The organism is Herbaspirillum sp. RTI4 (genome assembly GCF_034313965.1).
Classification (GTDB): Bacteria; Pseudomonadota; Gammaproteobacteria; order Burkholderiales; family Burkholderiaceae_D; genus Herbaspirillum.
The window spans coordinates 1,382,437-1,396,278 of record NZ_JAVIWQ010000002.1; the positions used below are offsets into that span (position 1 = coordinate 1,382,437).

Genomic DNA, 13,842 nt, shown 5'->3' on the forward strand with positions numbered 1-13,842 from the left:
AGGGAGAGTGATAAGGAAAATCACCTGCGTACTAACACGCCTTTCCCGTTCGACTGCCTGAATAAAAACATTCCTTCCCGTTCGTTTTCCTAAATAAAAACATCCATTCCCGTTCGTCCTGAGTAGGCGCGAATGCGCCGTATCGAAGGATCCGGCGGCACGCCGGTCTGGCCGGGATTGCATCCCTGCTCAGGAGGAACGGTAGGGAGGGTGATAAGGAAAATCACCTGCGTAATAACACTCCCTTCCTGTTCGATTGCCTGAATAAAAACATCCCTTCCCGTTCGTTTGCCTAAATATAAACATCCCTTCCCGTTCGTCCTGAGTAGGCGCGAATGCGCCGTATCGAAGGATCCGGCGACACGCCGGTCTGGCCGGGATTGCATCCCTGCTCAGGAGGAACGGTAGGGAGAGTGATAAGGAAAACCACCTGCGTACTAACACTCCTTTCCCGTTCGACTGCCTGAATAAAAACATCCCTTCCCGTTCGTCCTGAGTAGGCGCGAATGCGCCGTATCGAAGGATCCGGCGACACGCCGGTCTGGCCGGGATTGCATCCCTGCTCAGGAGGAACGGTAGGGAGGGTGATAAGGAAAATCACCTGCGTAATAACACGCCGTTCCTGTTCGATTGCCTGAATAAAAACATCCCTTTCCGTTCGTTTGCCTAAATAAAAACATCCATTCCCGTTCGTCCTGAGTAGGCGCGAATGCGCCGTATCGAAGGATCCGGCGGCACGCCGGTCTGGCGCAGGCATCCACACCGTCAAACTAAAACGGCGCTCATGCTCATGCCACCCGCTGCAAAATACTCACGTAATTGGCCACCGCTGCGCCGCCCATGTTGAATACGCCCACCTTGTCGGCATGGGGGATTTGCATCTCTTGCGCATCGTGGCAGGCTTGCATCGCCGCCATGACGTGCATCGATACCCCCGTAGCACCGATAGGATGTCCCTTCGATTTCAGTCCACCGGAAGGATTGACCGGCAAGCGGCCGTCTTTGGCGGTGACGCCGTCGAGAATGGCGCGCGCGCCCTGGCCCGGTTCGGCCAGCCCCATGGCTTCGTATTCCAGCAATTCAGCGATGGTGAAGCAATCGTGGGTTTCGACCAGCGACAGATCGTTCAGGGTGATGCCGGCTTGCGACAGCGCCTGTTTCCAGGCCAGTGCGCCGCCTTCAAAGCGGGTCGGATCGCGTTTGCTCAGCGGCAGGAAATCGTTGACGTGAACGGCAGCGCGGAACTGCACGGCGCGGGTCATGCCTTTGGCGACATCGGCCGAACTGATGATCATGGCGGCAGCGCCGTCGGAAATCAGCGAGCAGTCGGTGCGCTTGAGCGGGCCGGCGACGAAGGGATTTTTCTCGGAGGGCGTGCGGCAAAAGTCGAAACCGAAATCCTTGCGCATGTGGGCGTAGGGATTGGACATGCCGTTCTTGTGGTTCTTGGCGGCGATGGCGGCCAGCGCATCGGACTGGTCGCCGTAGCGATCGAAATACGCTTGGGCGATGGTGCCGAAGACGCCCGCGAAGCCGCCGGGGATACCGGCTTCTTCTTTGGCGTAAGAGCATTTGAGCAGCACGTCGCCGACGGCAGCGGTGGACAGTTCGGTCATTTTTTCAAAGCCGATGACGAGTGCGTGTCGCGATTGACCGGCGCGGATCGAATTGAGCGCGGAATGAATCGCAGCCGAGCCGGTGGCGCAGGCGTTTTCCACCCGTACTGCCGGCAGGAAGCGCAGTTGCGGCAGGGTATTGAAGATCAGCGAGGAGGGGAAGTCCTGATACAGGAAGCCGCCGTTGAAATTGCCGATGTGGATGGAGCCGATGTCTTCCGGCGACAGACCCGCGTGGGCAATGGCGGCGGCGGCGACTTCGCCGATCAGCGCTTCAGGGTCAATGCCATCCAGTTTGCCAAAGCGTGAATGGTTCCAGCCGGTAATGCAGGGGGAGGCGGAGGTGCTCATGAGTTCCTTGAACGAAAGAGTGAGGAAATAATAATAGAGGGCGTAATGCAAAAACGGTGCCACGCCGGGTTGTAGATCTTGTTTGTTGCCGATCTTTGATTCTGCTTCTGAGGATAGCAGCGCGCAGCCCTTATTTTTGTCGCGTCGCAGCATGCAAGGGCAGCGACAGGTGTCGCATTTGCGACAGTTGTCACCTCGAAATAAACACATTGTCGCTATGCGGCAGGCATGCAAATGTCGCTTTCAGTATGCGATACTCAGCCGCTCGTATAGAACAAATACGATAACCGGACGAAGAGCCGGGACTGGGTATGCAGCATGGCATTCAAATTGCTCTGTATCAAACCAAACAGTATCAAGCAGGCTGCGGCGTGATGCCGGAGGATTGCCAACACTAAAAACAAAGAGGAGACAAATCAGATGGGTACTATTCGTAATGTTTCGCGTCGTCATTTCCTGAAAACCGCTTCTGCCGCCACTGCGGTGGTCACTGCCGGTTCCTACGCGTCGTCTGCTTTTGCGGAGACGGCCGAGTTCACGCTGAAGTACGCCAACAATTTGCCGCTGACGCATCCGATGAATATGCGCGCCAAGGAAATGGCGGCCAAGATCGCTACCGAATCCAAGGGACGCATCGATTTTCAGGTCTACCCTAATGGCCAGTTGGGTACCGATACCGATACCCTGTCGCAGATTCGCGCCGGCGCAGTCGATTTCTTCACGCTGTCACCATTGATTCTCGGCACGCTGGTGCCCGCTGCGCAAATCAGCGGTATCGGCTTCGCCTTCAAGGATTACAACCAGGTATGGGCCGCGCTGGACGGCGATCTGGGTGCGCATGTGCGCAAGCAAATTGTCGCCAGCTCGACCCTGTTTGCGTTTGAAAAAATCTGGGACAGCGGCTATCGCCAAATGACCAACAGCACCCGGCCGATCACCAAGCCGGAGGATTTGAAGGGCATGAAACTGCGTGTGCCGCCAAGCCCGCTGTGGACTTCGATGTTCCGCGCCTTCGATGCCGCACCGACCAGCATCAACTTCGCCGAAGTGTATTCCGCGCTGCAAACCAAGATTGTCGAAGGACAGGAAAATCCGCTGGCAGTGATCTATACCGCCAAGCTCTACGAAGTGCAAAAGTATTGCGCCATCACCAACCATATGTGGGATGGCTTCTGGTTCCTCGGCAACAAGAAATCGTTTGAAAAACTGCCGAAAGACCTGCAAGAGATCGTTACCCGCAACATCAACGAAGCGGGCCTCAAGCAGCGCGTCGATGTCAAAGCGCTCAACGATTCTCTCGTAGCCGAAATGAAAACCAAGGGCATGGCGTTTAACAATGCCGATCCTGATGCGTTCCGCGCCAAGCTGCGCAGCGCGGGTTTCTATGCCGAATGGAATAAAAAATTCGGTGCTGAAGCCTGGGCGATTCTGGAGAAATACACCGGAAAGCTGGCGTAAATGGAGGCGGTCGCTACTTTGTCTCCGGGGCTTCCTCACCACCCGGCGGCGCGACTGCTGGCGACCGTCAACCGCGGCGCCATGCACGCCGTCGGTGCGGTGGCCGCCACCTTGCTGGTGGTCGAAACTTTCGTGCTGCTGCTGGGTGTCATTTATCGGTATGCGCTGCACGATCCGCTGATCTGGTCGGATGAACTGGCTTCCACGCTGTTCATCTGGCTATCGATGCTGGGTGCGGTGCTGGCGCTGGATCGCGGCGAGCATATGCGTCTGACCGCCGTGGTCAACAAGCTGTCGGAAAAATGGCGCGTCTGGCTGGAAACGGTGGCGGCGCTGGTGGTCTGCATTTTTGTGCTGATGATTATTCATCCGGCGGTCAATCATGCCGTCGATCAGATGGACATCACGACCCCGGCGCTGGAAATTCCCGATGGCTTGCGGACTGCCGCTTTGCCTATCGGCGCGGTGTTGATGCTGCTGGCAGCGCTGGCCCGCATGGCAGTGCGTTCCAGCTGGCAGCAAGTCGCTTCTGCGCTGGTCTTCGTCGGCCTTATCTGCGGCGTGCTGTGGCTGGGTCGTCCGGCCTTGCTGGCGATGGGCAATTACAACCTGATTATCTTTTTTGTGGTGCTGATCGGCGCGTGCGTCGCGGGCGGCATTCCGATTGCGTTTGCTTTCGGTACCGCCACCATGGCCTATCTGACGCTGGCCACCGGTGCGCCGCTGATGATTGTGGTCAGTCGTATGGATGAGGGCATGTCCAGTCTGATTCTGTTGTCGGTGCCGCTGTTCGTGCTGCTCGGCTCGCTGCTGGAAATCAGCGGACTGGCGCGTACGCTGATCGATTTCATGGCAGCGTTGCTGGGCCATGTGCGCGGCGGTTTGCAATATGTGCTGCTGGGTGCGATGTTTCTGGTGTCGGGGATTTCCGGCTCGAAGGCGGCGGACATGGCGGCGATTGCGCCAGCGCTGTTTCCTGAAATGAAAAAGCGCGGCGCGAAACCGGAAGAACTGGTGGCCTTGCTTTCCTCCTCCGGCGCGATGACCGAAACCATTCCCCCTAGTCTGGTGCTCATTACGATTGGCGCGGTGTGCAGCGTATCGATTTCTGCCCTGTTCGTCGGCGGCTTGATGCCGGCGGTGATCGCCACAGCGGCCATCGGCGTGGTGTGCTGGTTCCGGGCGCGTCGCGAACCGTTGACTGGCATTCCCCGCGCCCCTCTGGCGGTAGTCGGCAAAACCTTGCTGGTGGCTTTGCCGGCGCTGGCGCTGCCCTTGCTGATCCGGGTCGCCGTGATCGAAGGGGTGGCAACGGCGACTGAAGTGGCGACTATCGGCGTGGCCTACACCGTCGCCGTCGGTTTGATCATGCACGTCTTCATGCGGCATCTGGATTTCAAGCGTTTGTATCCGATGCTGGTGGAATCGGCAGCGCTGTCGGGCGCGATTCTGCTCATTATCGGACTGGCGACTTCCATGGCGTGGGCGCTGACGCAGTCGGGATTTTCGGCGCGACTGGTGGCGCTGATGCAGAACGTGCCGGGCGGCGGTACGGGATTCTTGCTCATCTCGATTGTGATTTTCATCGTGCTGGGCAGCATTCTGGAAGGCATTCCCGCCATTGTCCTGTTCGGACCGCTGCTGTTTCCGGTAGCGCGTTCGCTGGGTATCCATGACGTGCATTACGCCATGGTGGTGATTCTGTCGATGGGCATAGGCTTGTTCGCGCCACCGTTCGGCGTCGGTTTCTATGCCGCTTGCGCGATCGGCAAAGTCTCGCCCGACCGGGTGTTCAACCGGGTATGGGGTTATCTGACGGCCTTGCTGATTGCCTTGTTAGTCGTCGCAGCGGTGCCGTGGATTTCAATCGGCTTCCTTGAAAAATAAATAGCCTGCCATGGCGGCCCCGGTCTGCGGGCCGCCATCCCTTCCTCTCGGAGAAAACATGCAAGAAAACGATAACGGCACCCGTGTGGCGCTTGTGACAGGCGCCGCCACGGGCATTGGTGCTGCGATTGCTCAACGGCTGGCGCAGGACGGTCATCGGGTGCTGGTGGCCGATATTGATCTGGCCGCAGCACAGGCAACCAGTACCGCTATTAATGTGGCCGGCGGGCAGAGCGCGGCGCTGGTGATGGATGTCGGTGACCCGGCTTCGATTGCGGCGGCTTTTGCCCTGATCGACAAGGAATACGGCCGCTGCGACGTGCTGGTCAATAACGCCGGGGTAGCCAAGATTTGCAGCTTCCTTGATTTCCCGCTCGATAACTGGCAACGCACGATGAATATCAATGTCACCGGGCCTCTGCTGTGCGGCCAGCACGCGGCGCGGATGATGCTGCGCCGCAAGTGGGGACGTATCGTGAATATTTCCTCGATTTCCGGTTTGCGTGCCGGTGCCGGACGCACCGCTTACGGTACCTCCAAAGCGGCCGTGATCGGCCTGACGAAGCAGATGGCAATTGAGCTGGCGGAACACGGCATTACGGTCAACAGCGTGGCACCGGGGCCGATTGATACGCAGATGACGCTGACTTTGCATACCGCCGAGATGCGCGAAGGTTTTAACCGGCAGGTGCCGATGAAGCGCTACGGCACGCCCGATGAAATTGCGGCAGCGGTGGGGTTTCTGGTGTCGCCGGCGGCCTCGTATGTGACCGGGCATGTGATGCCGGTCGATGGTGGTTTTATTGCCGCCGGATTGCTCGATAGCTGAATGTCCCTTTCCCTTTTCAGAAACAGGAGACCGCATGCAAAATAAAAATACCCAACCACACCTTCCCCAACGCAGCATGGAAGGCAAGGTGGTGCTGGTAACGGGCGCTGGCTCCGTCGGCCCCGGCTGGGGCAACGGCAAGGCGGCGGCGACCTTGTATGCGCGCGCAGGAGCGCGCATTCTGGCAGTTGATCGCAGCTTGCCGGCGGCGCAAGAGACCTGCGACCTGATACGCGCAGAAGGCGGCGTCTGCGAAGTGTTTGCGGCCGATGTCGCGGATAACGCGCAAGTGAGGGCGATGACGCAGGCGGCGCTCGATTTTTTCGGCCGCATCGATGTGCTGCATAACAATGTCGGGATTGCCGAAGTGGGTGGCCCGGTCGAGGCCAGCGAAGAAAGCTGGAACCGGGTAGTGGCGGTCAACCAGACCAGCCTGTTCCTGACCTGCAAGCATGTGCTGCCGGTGATGGTGGCGCAGAAGGGCGGGGCGATCGTCAATATTTCCTCGATTGCAGCCATTCGCTGGATCGGCTTTCCGTATGTGGCTTACAGCGCGACCAAGGCGGCCATGCTGGCATTCACCAAGAACATCGCCATGCAGTACGCGCCGCTGGGCATACGCGCCAATTGCATTCTGCCGGGACTGATGGATACGCCGATGATCCGTGAGCCGCTCAAGGCTTCGTACGGCGGCGATATCGATGAAATGCGCCGTCAGCGCGATACCCAATGTCCTATGGGTTACATGGGAGACGCCTGGGATGTCGCACATGCGGCGCTGTTTCTGGCCTCCGATGCGGCGCGTTACATCACGGGCGTGGATCTGCCGGTGGATGGGGGGCTGAGTCTGCGCTGTGTTTGACAGTGGCAATGGCAGTGGCAGTGAATAGGGACAGGGAACAGGGGGCAGGGACAGGCCGCAGTGCTTAAGCGACTGCCTGCGCCGTTGCCTGCATCTGCCGCCACACTTCCGTGGCGGTATCGGCAAAAGTGTGAATGCAGGGATTACGGTTGTCCCGGTGCCACAGCACAGCGATGCTCACCATCGGCGGCGCAGCCAGAGGGACGAAGACGGTGCTGTCGAGATGCATCGCGCGCATGGAGTTCGGCACCAGCGCCACACCCAGCCCTTCGCCCACCAGATTGACGATGGTTTGTTGCAGATTGGTTTCCAGTTGTATGCGGGGGCGGAAGCCGTGCGCCAGACAATAATGGATGATCTTGTCGTGTTCGACCGGGGCGATGAGGCGCGGAAAAATAATAAAAGATTCCTGCGCCAGATCGCTGGCGTGGAGCAGTTCGCGCTGCGCCAGCCGGTGATCGTGCGGCAGCACTGCCACCAGCGGTTCTGAAAAAATTGTGCGGCTTTCCAGCGCGCTGCAATCTTCCGGGCGGTACATCAGCGCGACATCGGTATGGCCGTCCAGCACATCGGTCGCCAGCAAATTCGGGACGTATTCGGTCAGCCGCATGTCGACGTCGGGGTAGGCGGCCGAATAATGGCGGGTCACGGCAGGCAGAATGTTATAGGCGCTGGACATCATGAAGCCCACCAGCAGCGAGCCATTCCTGCCGGCACTGGCCGACACCGCATTGCGCCGGGCGCGTTCCAGTGCGGTAAACACCTCTGTCGTATCGCGATAAAAATGCTCACCCGCCGCCGTGAGCCGGACGTTGCGTTTGCTGCGGTCGAATAGCTGCACCCCGAGTTCCCGTTCCAGCGCGGCGATCTGGCGCGTCAGCGGCGGTTGCGAAATGTGCAGCAGAACGGCGGCTTTGCCGAAGTGCAGGGTTTCGGCAACGGTGCGGAAGTAGCTCAGGTGGCGCAGTTCTATCATCGGGGAAACATTCTTAATAAAGTAACAGCGAAGGTAAAAGCGAGGCTGAAAACGGGTAAAAGCGGCCGCGACGGGGAGGGGATTCTTCTACTCATACCTTAAAGGTATGAAAAGTGTCACTATATTGTATTGGAAGTTATCAGTGAAGCTGGCTATTCTTAAAACACAGAGGCGGGACCACCTGCCCTGACGTCCTGGTCACAAGCCATGCAGACGTCCCGATTGCCCTTCACAGGAGACACCATGCCGACATCCCCGGTAGCTTTCACCTTTGCCGCGCCCGCTGCTTCTTCTTTTTCTTCTTCTTCGCTGCCTCCCGCTCATCAACCCCCCCATCGTTCCGCTTCGCGTTACCGTCCCTTGGATACCCTGTGCGGAGGCGATCCGACCATGCACACGCTGATCGAGCGCGGCAAGCGCCTGATCGATCACGGCATTCCGATATTGCTGCTCGGCGAGACCGGCACCGGCAAGGAATATTTGTCGCGCGCCTTGCATGCCTATAGCGCACGACGCGACGCCGGCTGGGTCGCGGTCAATTGCGCATCGATTCCCGAAAGTCTGGCCGAGAGTGAGCTGTTCGGTTACAGCAAGGGCGCGTTTTCCGGCGCTTTGCCCGGCGGCATGAAAGGCAAGGTGCAACAGGCCGATGGCGGTACGCTGTTCCTCGATGAAATCGGCGATATGCCCTTCAGTTTGCAGACCCGTTTTTTGCGCGTGCTGTCGGAACGCGAAGTCATTCCGCTGGGCGCGGCGCAGCCGGTGAGTGTCGATCTTCAACTGATTTGCGCCACGCATCAGGATTTGCATGTGCTGGTGGCGCAGGGGCGCTTCCGTCAGGATTTGTATTACCGCATTGCGGGCGGCATTTTGCGCTTGCCGGCTTTGCGCGAGCGAGCCGATGCGCGCAGTCTGATCATGCAGATGATTGCCGATGAACTCGGATTGCCAAGGCCGGATGAGGACATGATTTCCGCCTCGGCTTTGCAGCGTTTGCTGCGGTGCAGCTGGCCCGGTAATTTGCGGCAGCTGCATGCCGTAGTGCGCTATTGCTGCGCCGTCATGAACGGGGCGCAGATCGAGTCGGAGGATTTGCCGGAAGAATTAATGCCGAACGAATTAAGGCTGAATGAATTAAGGGCGAATGAATTAAGGCTGAATGAATTAAGGCCGAATGACTTAATGCCGAATGACTTAATGCCCAATAGTCAGACCGATACCGCCGCTGGCTTGCCACCCATGATGGCGCTGGTAGAGCCGCAGCCTTTGCGTGCAGAGGGAGCTTTGGGTGTCGAGCGCAGTCGGGTCATTGATGCGCTGGTCGGCAGTCGCTGGAATATTTCGGCGGCATCGCGCCAGCTGGGGATGTGCCGCGCTTCGCTGTATCGCAAACTGCGTCAGCTGGATATTCCGCATGTGCGCGATCAGTCCGGGCTGGTGCCGGCTTACGCCATGCCGTAAATCCTGAGTTTGTTTCAGCACTTGCTTCCTGAGTGACGCATCGTTTCTGGCCTATGGTTTTTATTGGCGCGGAAACGATGCACCCGCCTCTGTGGCGGCATCCCTCTTGGTTTACTCTTATTCCTTGAACAGCGGCGTGCCACGTTCCATCGCCAAATCGGCGAGCGCATCGAGCTGGGCGTTGGTTTCCACCATGTGCGGGCTACGGCTGTGGCGCATGTCGCTCACAATTTCCTGCACGCTGCTGCATTCGGATTTCAACAGTTCCAGCATGCCGATCAGCATCCCGGTGCGGCCTGCGCCGGCACGGCAATGGATGACCGGGAGCAGTTTTTTATCGTCCAGTAAGGCGTCTGGATCGCCTACTTCATAATCGGCCCGGCTGCGCCATATCGCCCGGTTGACGCGACAGGCCAGCTCGTGCAGCGTATTCGGTTTCAGCACGCCTTTGTCGGGCCAGTGCGGAACATGCAGCACCGGAACCCGTATCGCGCAACGACCGTCTTCCAGCAAGAGTGTGTAGGAGGTAAGTCGCAGGTCTCTGGCGTCGATGCCGTCGTTTTTGCAAGAGGTGGCCGTCATCGTCGCCGTCACTTTCACCTCCCCATATTGCCCGGAGCGGCGGAAATAATCGGGCAGGCTGTGCGCATCTATTTCCATGTCGCTGGCCAGAACCACCAGCACCGGGGTGCGGTTGCTGAGCAAGGTGGAAAACCAGGCGGCCAGATACTCTTTTTTAGGGTACTGGCTGGCGATAGCCACGTTGATGCCCTTGATTTTGACGATGTTGGCGGCCAGTCTGGTGCCGTCGGGAGCGACGACCTGGCTTGCTCTGGCGGTTGAGATATCGGGATAGCGCGCGGCGGCGACGTCATTGAGGAACTCCATGCCGGCGCTTTCTGGTCCTGTTTTTCCTTCCATCAGATGGGACAGCTCGCCTCTCGTCTCGGAGGTTCCCAATACCCATTGGAGCGCCGTTTTTTTTCGACTTGCATCGGTGGTGACGAAGATAGGAAACTTCAGGAAGGTGGGCCGCTGATTGGCACGTCGGCGTGACGGGACACCGGGCGTGGCGACTAAAGGCGGCGGCGGAGATTGCAGGCTGGTTTTTCTGACAGGCGAGGTTTCGCCCGGCGCAGGATGGATGTCGGCGACGACGATAGTCGTAGATTGTCGGGAAGGGCCTGCGGCTTCATCGTGAGCGCTCGATGTCTGCGCGCTGGACAATAAAGCCGAGAGGCGCATTTTGCCAGCAGGATGTGCTTGTGCCGATACCTGTGTGGCGTCGAGATTGCCGATACGGGCGGTGTTTTTTTTAACGCCGATGAAATAAGGCCCTATTTTCCCGTAGCCGAAAGGAGGGCGGGTGCCGGAGCAAACGCGCCGGGGGCGGTCTTTCTGGCAGGTGCCGAAAAGAAAAATGTCATTGCTATTTTGTCTGATCGACGGGGATTTTGAATCGGCATAGATACGCATGAAATTTCTCCATAAGAGCTTGATGACATCCCTTATCAATGGGTAATGGATGCCGGCTTAATTAATTGGATTGATGTTGTTGACAGACCTTAGGAAGGGAAATTTTCCGGCTGTCGTGCAATGCTGCGCGCGCTGGCTGCCGTGATCGTTTGCCGTTTGACCAGCACGGACAGGGCGTGATCCAGCGTTTGCATTCCTGCTGCTGTGCCGGTTTGCATGGCGGAATACAATTGCGGCACCTTGCCTTCGCGGATCAGGTTGCGGATGGCGGGAGTACCCAGCATGATTTCGTGTGCGGCGATCCGGCTGTCGCCGTTGCGGTGGACCACCAGATGCTGGGCAATGACGGCCTGCAGCGATTCAGACAGCATGGCGCGCACCATTTCTTTTTCGCTGGCGGGAAAGACATCGACGATGCGGTCGATGCTCTTGGGGGCCGACGAGGTGTGCAGCGTGCCGAGGACCAGATGGCCGGTTTCCGCCGCCGTCAGCGCCAGACGAATGGTTTCAGGGTCGCGCAGCTCGCCGACCAGTATCACGTCGGGATCTTCACGCAAGGCAGCGCGCAGAGCGGCGGCAAACGAACGTGTATGCGCACCGACTTCACGCTGGCTGATCAGGCTTTTTTGCGGCGTGTGCAGAAATTCGATCGGGTCTTCGATGGAGATGATGTGTGCCGGCGCATGTTGGTTGATATGGTTGACCATGGCCGCCAGCGTGGTCGATTTGCCGCAACCGGTTGGCCCGGTCACCAATACCAGGCCACGCGGAAGCAGTGCCAGCTCGGCCAACAGCGGCGGTAACGCCAGCTCGGCCAGACTGGCGACGGTGGCGGGAATGGCGCGCATGACAGCGGCTGCACCGCGCTGCTGCACGAAGGCGTTGATCCGAAAACGATGGCCGCTCGCCAGTGCGTGAGAAAAATCGCAATCACCGTCGGCGGTATAGCTTGCGCGCTGCGCGTCGGTCATGAGCAGGCGAAGCATTTCCAGCACCTGCGGCGGCGTCAGCGGCGGTAATTCAGTGGCGTGCATCTGCCCGTGTATGCGTAGCAGCGGCGGCAGACCGGCCGACAGATGCAGGTCGGAAGCGTGTTTCTGAAGAGAAAAGGCAAGCAGTTCGAAAATGTCCATTTATAATCCCGGCACGCAAAGGGGTTTGAGGAGGGTGAAAGCCCGGTAAAACCGGGGCGGGGTGAATATCGGGTAAAGAGCGGGTCAAGGTCGGGTAAAAATCGGATAAAGGGCGGATAAGCACCGGATTGAAGCCCTCTGCACTGATGTCACGTCCGGATGTTCTGCTGCAGGCTGGCACTTGCCACTGATGTTGGAAAGTTGTTAAAAAGAAATAATTATGTCTTTGATCTCTCAAAACTTGCAAGCCATTCACCAGCGCATTGAGCGGGCTGTGACAGCGGCGGGCCGCGCGCCGGGTTCGGTGCAGTTGCTGGCCGTTTCCAAGACCTTTGACGCTGCCGCCGTCGCTGACGCCGTAGCGCAAGGGCAAACGGCGTTTGGTGAAAATTACGTGCAGGAAACGCTGGATAAAATCGCGACACTGGCCGCCAGCGGAGCGCCTGCGCTGGAATGGCATTTCATCGGCCCGCTTCAGAGCAACAAGACGCGTCAGATTGCCGAGCATGTGGACTGGGTGCATTCGGTGGAGCGCCTGAAAATCGCGCAGCGCCTGTCGGATCAGCGGCCGCCGCAGTTGCCGCCCTTGAATATCTGCCTGCAAGTCAACATCAGCGGGGAAGCCAGTAAAAGCGGTACCACTGTGCAGGACATGCCTGCGCTGGCGGCGGCGGTCGCTGCGTTGCCTCGGCTGCGATTGCGCGGTCTGATGGCGATTCCCGCGCCCGGTGCCGACGTGCAGCAGCAGCGCGCCGCGTTTGCGCAAGTCCGGGTATTGTTTGAAAATTTGCGCGCGCAGGGATTGGCGCTGGACACTTTATCGATGGGCATGTCGGACGATCTGGAAGCCGCTATTGCAGAAGGTGCCACTATCGTCCGTATCGGCAGCGCTATTTTCGGCGCACGCACTTATCCATCTCCTACAAAGGAATCGACATGAAAATTTGTTTTATTGGCGGCGGCAATATGGCGACCGCGCTTATCGGCGGTCTGGCCGACAAAGTCACTCCCGGTTCGGATATTCATGTCATCGACCCTAATCCCGCCGCACTGGAGAGCTTGCACACGCGCTTCCATGTCAGCACTGCCGGGCAGATCGATCATGCCGTAGCGGCCAGCGATGTCATCGTGCTGGCGGTGAAACCGCAGCAGATGCGCGAAGTGGCGGCGGCCTTGCAGCCGCATTTGCAAGCGTCGCAGCTGGTGCTGTCGATTGCTGCCGGCATTCGCGCCGGCGACCTGTCGCGCTGGCTCAATGCGCATGCCGCCGTCGTGCGGGCCATGCCCAATACGCCGGCCTTGATCGGCAAGGGGATTACCGGACTGGTGGCAACTGCCGGAGTCTCGGCAGAGCAGCGCGCCGATGCTGATCGCATCTTGCGTGCGGTCGGCACCACGGTTTGGCTCGATGACGAAGCGCTGATCGATCCGGTGACGGCGGTCTCAGGCAGCGGACCGGCCTATGTGTTTTATTTTATCGAGGCGATGCAGCAGGCCGCGCAGGAACTTGGTCTTTCCGCCGAGCAGGGAATCGCGCTGGCCAAGGCGACGTTTACCGGTGCCGCTGAACTGGCGGCGCAATCGTCGGAGCCGGTCGCGCTGTTGCGTGAGCGTGTGACATCGAAGGGTGGCACTACTTATGCGGCACTGATGAGCATGGAAGAAAGCGGCGTTAAGTCGGCCATTATTGCTGCCGTGAAAGCCGCTGCGCAGCGCGGTCAACAGCTGGGTGAGGAGTTCGGGCGCGACTGACCGACCGACTGACCGACCGACTGACACTACACCCCGCCCCG

The 13,842-nt window shown here is 59.0% G+C and carries 11 protein-coding genes; 7 read left to right on the forward strand and 4 right to left on the reverse strand.

Annotation, left to right across the window (positions count from 1 at the left end; translation table 11 throughout):
• Positions 1–788: 788 nt before the first annotated feature.
• Complete coding sequence (locus RGU70_RS06525) at positions 789–1,967, reverse strand: acetyl-CoA acetyltransferase (RefSeq protein WP_322208579.1); 1,179 nt, start codon at positions 1,965–1,967, stop codon at positions 789–791.
• A gap of 420 nt (positions 1,968–2,387) precedes the next feature.
• On the opposite strand from RGU70_RS06525, the gene RGU70_RS06530 reads away from it, so the two are divergent.
• The 4 genes from RGU70_RS06530 (at position 2,388) to RGU70_RS06545 (ending at position 7,003) form a co-directional block, all read left to right on the forward strand.
• A complete protein-coding gene (locus RGU70_RS06530; protein ID WP_322208580.1) occupies positions 2,388–3,425 on the forward strand; it encodes a TRAP transporter substrate-binding protein in 1,038 nt (345 codons plus the stop codon).
• Positions 3,426–5,312 carry a TRAP transporter large permease subunit gene (locus tag RGU70_RS06535; protein WP_322208581.1) on the forward strand — a complete coding sequence of 629 codons (1,887 nt, stop codon included), beginning with the start codon at positions 3,426–3,428 and terminating at the stop codon, positions 5,310–5,312. It abuts the gene before it with no gap.
• 58 nt (positions 5,313–5,370) lie between these two features.
• On the forward strand, positions 5,371–6,141 hold the full coding sequence (locus RGU70_RS06540) for an SDR family NAD(P)-dependent oxidoreductase (protein ID WP_322208582.1): 771 nt from the start codon (positions 5,371–5,373) through the stop codon (positions 6,139–6,141).
• Positions 6,142–6,217: 76 nt separating this feature from the next.
• On the forward strand, positions 6,218–7,003 hold the full coding sequence (locus RGU70_RS06545) for an SDR family NAD(P)-dependent oxidoreductase (protein ID WP_416186552.1): 786 nt from the start codon (positions 6,218–6,220) through the stop codon (positions 7,001–7,003).
• Positions 7,004–7,067: 64 nt separating this feature from the next.
• On the opposite strand, the gene RGU70_RS06550 is transcribed toward RGU70_RS06545, so the two are convergent.
• Positions 7,068–7,979: a LysR family transcriptional regulator gene (locus tag RGU70_RS06550; protein ID WP_322208585.1), complete on the reverse strand. Its 912-nt coding sequence runs from the start codon at positions 7,977–7,979 to the stop codon at positions 7,068–7,070.
• A gap of 243 nt (positions 7,980–8,222) precedes the next feature.
• Between RGU70_RS06550 and RGU70_RS06555 the strand changes: the two genes are divergently transcribed.
• Positions 8,223–9,440: a sigma-54-dependent Fis family transcriptional regulator gene (locus RGU70_RS06555; protein WP_416186485.1), complete on the forward strand. Its 1,218-nt coding sequence runs from the start codon at positions 8,223–8,225 to the stop codon at positions 9,438–9,440.
• 117 nt (positions 9,441–9,557) lie between these two features.
• Here RGU70_RS06555 and RGU70_RS06560 read toward each other — a convergent pair whose 3' ends face one another.
• Positions 9,558–10,916 (reverse strand): protein-tyrosine phosphatase family protein, encoded by a 1,359-nt coding sequence (locus RGU70_RS06560; RefSeq protein ID WP_322208586.1) that lies wholly within the window; start codon positions 10,914–10,916, stop codon positions 9,558–9,560.
• A gap of 89 nt (positions 10,917–11,005) precedes the next feature.
• The gene (locus tag RGU70_RS06565; protein ID WP_322208587.1) at positions 11,006–12,049 is read right to left on the reverse strand and encodes a type IV pilus twitching motility protein PilT; all 1,044 of its coding nucleotides are present in this window, start codon (positions 12,047–12,049) and stop codon (positions 11,006–11,008) included.
• A gap of 220 nt (positions 12,050–12,269) precedes the next feature.
• Between RGU70_RS06565 and RGU70_RS06570 the strand changes: the two genes are divergently transcribed.
• Both RGU70_RS06570 and proC read left to right on the forward strand, forming a co-directional pair.
• Positions 12,270–12,989: a YggS family pyridoxal phosphate-dependent enzyme gene (locus RGU70_RS06570; RefSeq protein ID WP_322208588.1), complete on the forward strand. Its 720-nt coding sequence runs from the start codon at positions 12,270–12,272 to the stop codon at positions 12,987–12,989.
• Positions 12,986–13,801 carry a pyrroline-5-carboxylate reductase gene (gene proC / locus RGU70_RS06575; protein ID WP_322208589.1) on the forward strand — a complete coding sequence of 272 codons (816 nt, stop codon included), beginning with the start codon at positions 12,986–12,988 and terminating at the stop codon, positions 13,799–13,801. Before RGU70_RS06570 ends, proC begins: the two co-directional genes overlap by 4 nt.
• Positions 13,802–13,842 lie beyond the last annotated feature (41 nt).

Bases quoted from the DNA above. Each gene is read 5' to 3' on its own strand.
- RGU70_RS06560 (WP_322208586.1), bottom strand. From the start codon at position 10,916: ATGCGTATCTATGCCGATTCAAAATCCCCGTCGATCAGACAAAATAGC.
- RGU70_RS06555 (WP_416186485.1), top strand. From the start codon at position 8,223: ATGCCGACATCCCCGGTAGCTTTCACCTTTGCCGCGCCCGCTGCTTCT.
- RGU70_RS06570 (WP_322208588.1), top strand. From the start codon at position 12,270: ATGTCTTTGATCTCTCAAAACTTGCAAGCCATTCACCAGCGCATTGAG.
- RGU70_RS06550 (WP_322208585.1), bottom strand. From the start codon at position 7,979: ATGATAGAACTGCGCCACCTGAGCTACTTCCGCACCGTTGCCGAAACC.
- RGU70_RS06540 (WP_322208582.1), top strand. From the start codon at position 5,371: ATGCAAGAAAACGATAACGGCACCCGTGTGGCGCTTGTGACAGGCGCC.
- RGU70_RS06530 (WP_322208580.1), top strand. From the start codon at position 2,388: ATGGGTACTATTCGTAATGTTTCGCGTCGTCATTTCCTGAAAACCGCT.
- proC (WP_322208589.1), top strand. From the start codon at position 12,986: ATGAAAATTTGTTTTATTGGCGGCGGCAATATGGCGACCGCGCTTATC.
- RGU70_RS06565 (WP_322208587.1), bottom strand. From the start codon at position 12,049: ATGGACATTTTCGAACTGCTTGCCTTTTCTCTTCAGAAACACGCTTCC.
- RGU70_RS06525 (WP_322208579.1), bottom strand. From the start codon at position 1,967: ATGAGCACCTCCGCCTCCCCCTGCATTACCGGCTGGAACCATTCACGC.
- RGU70_RS06535 (WP_322208581.1), top strand. From the start codon at position 3,426: ATGGAGGCGGTCGCTACTTTGTCTCCGGGGCTTCCTCACCACCCGGCG.
- RGU70_RS06545 (WP_416186552.1), top strand. From the start codon at position 6,218: ATGGAAGGCAAGGTGGTGCTGGTAACGGGCGCTGGCTCCGTCGGCCCC.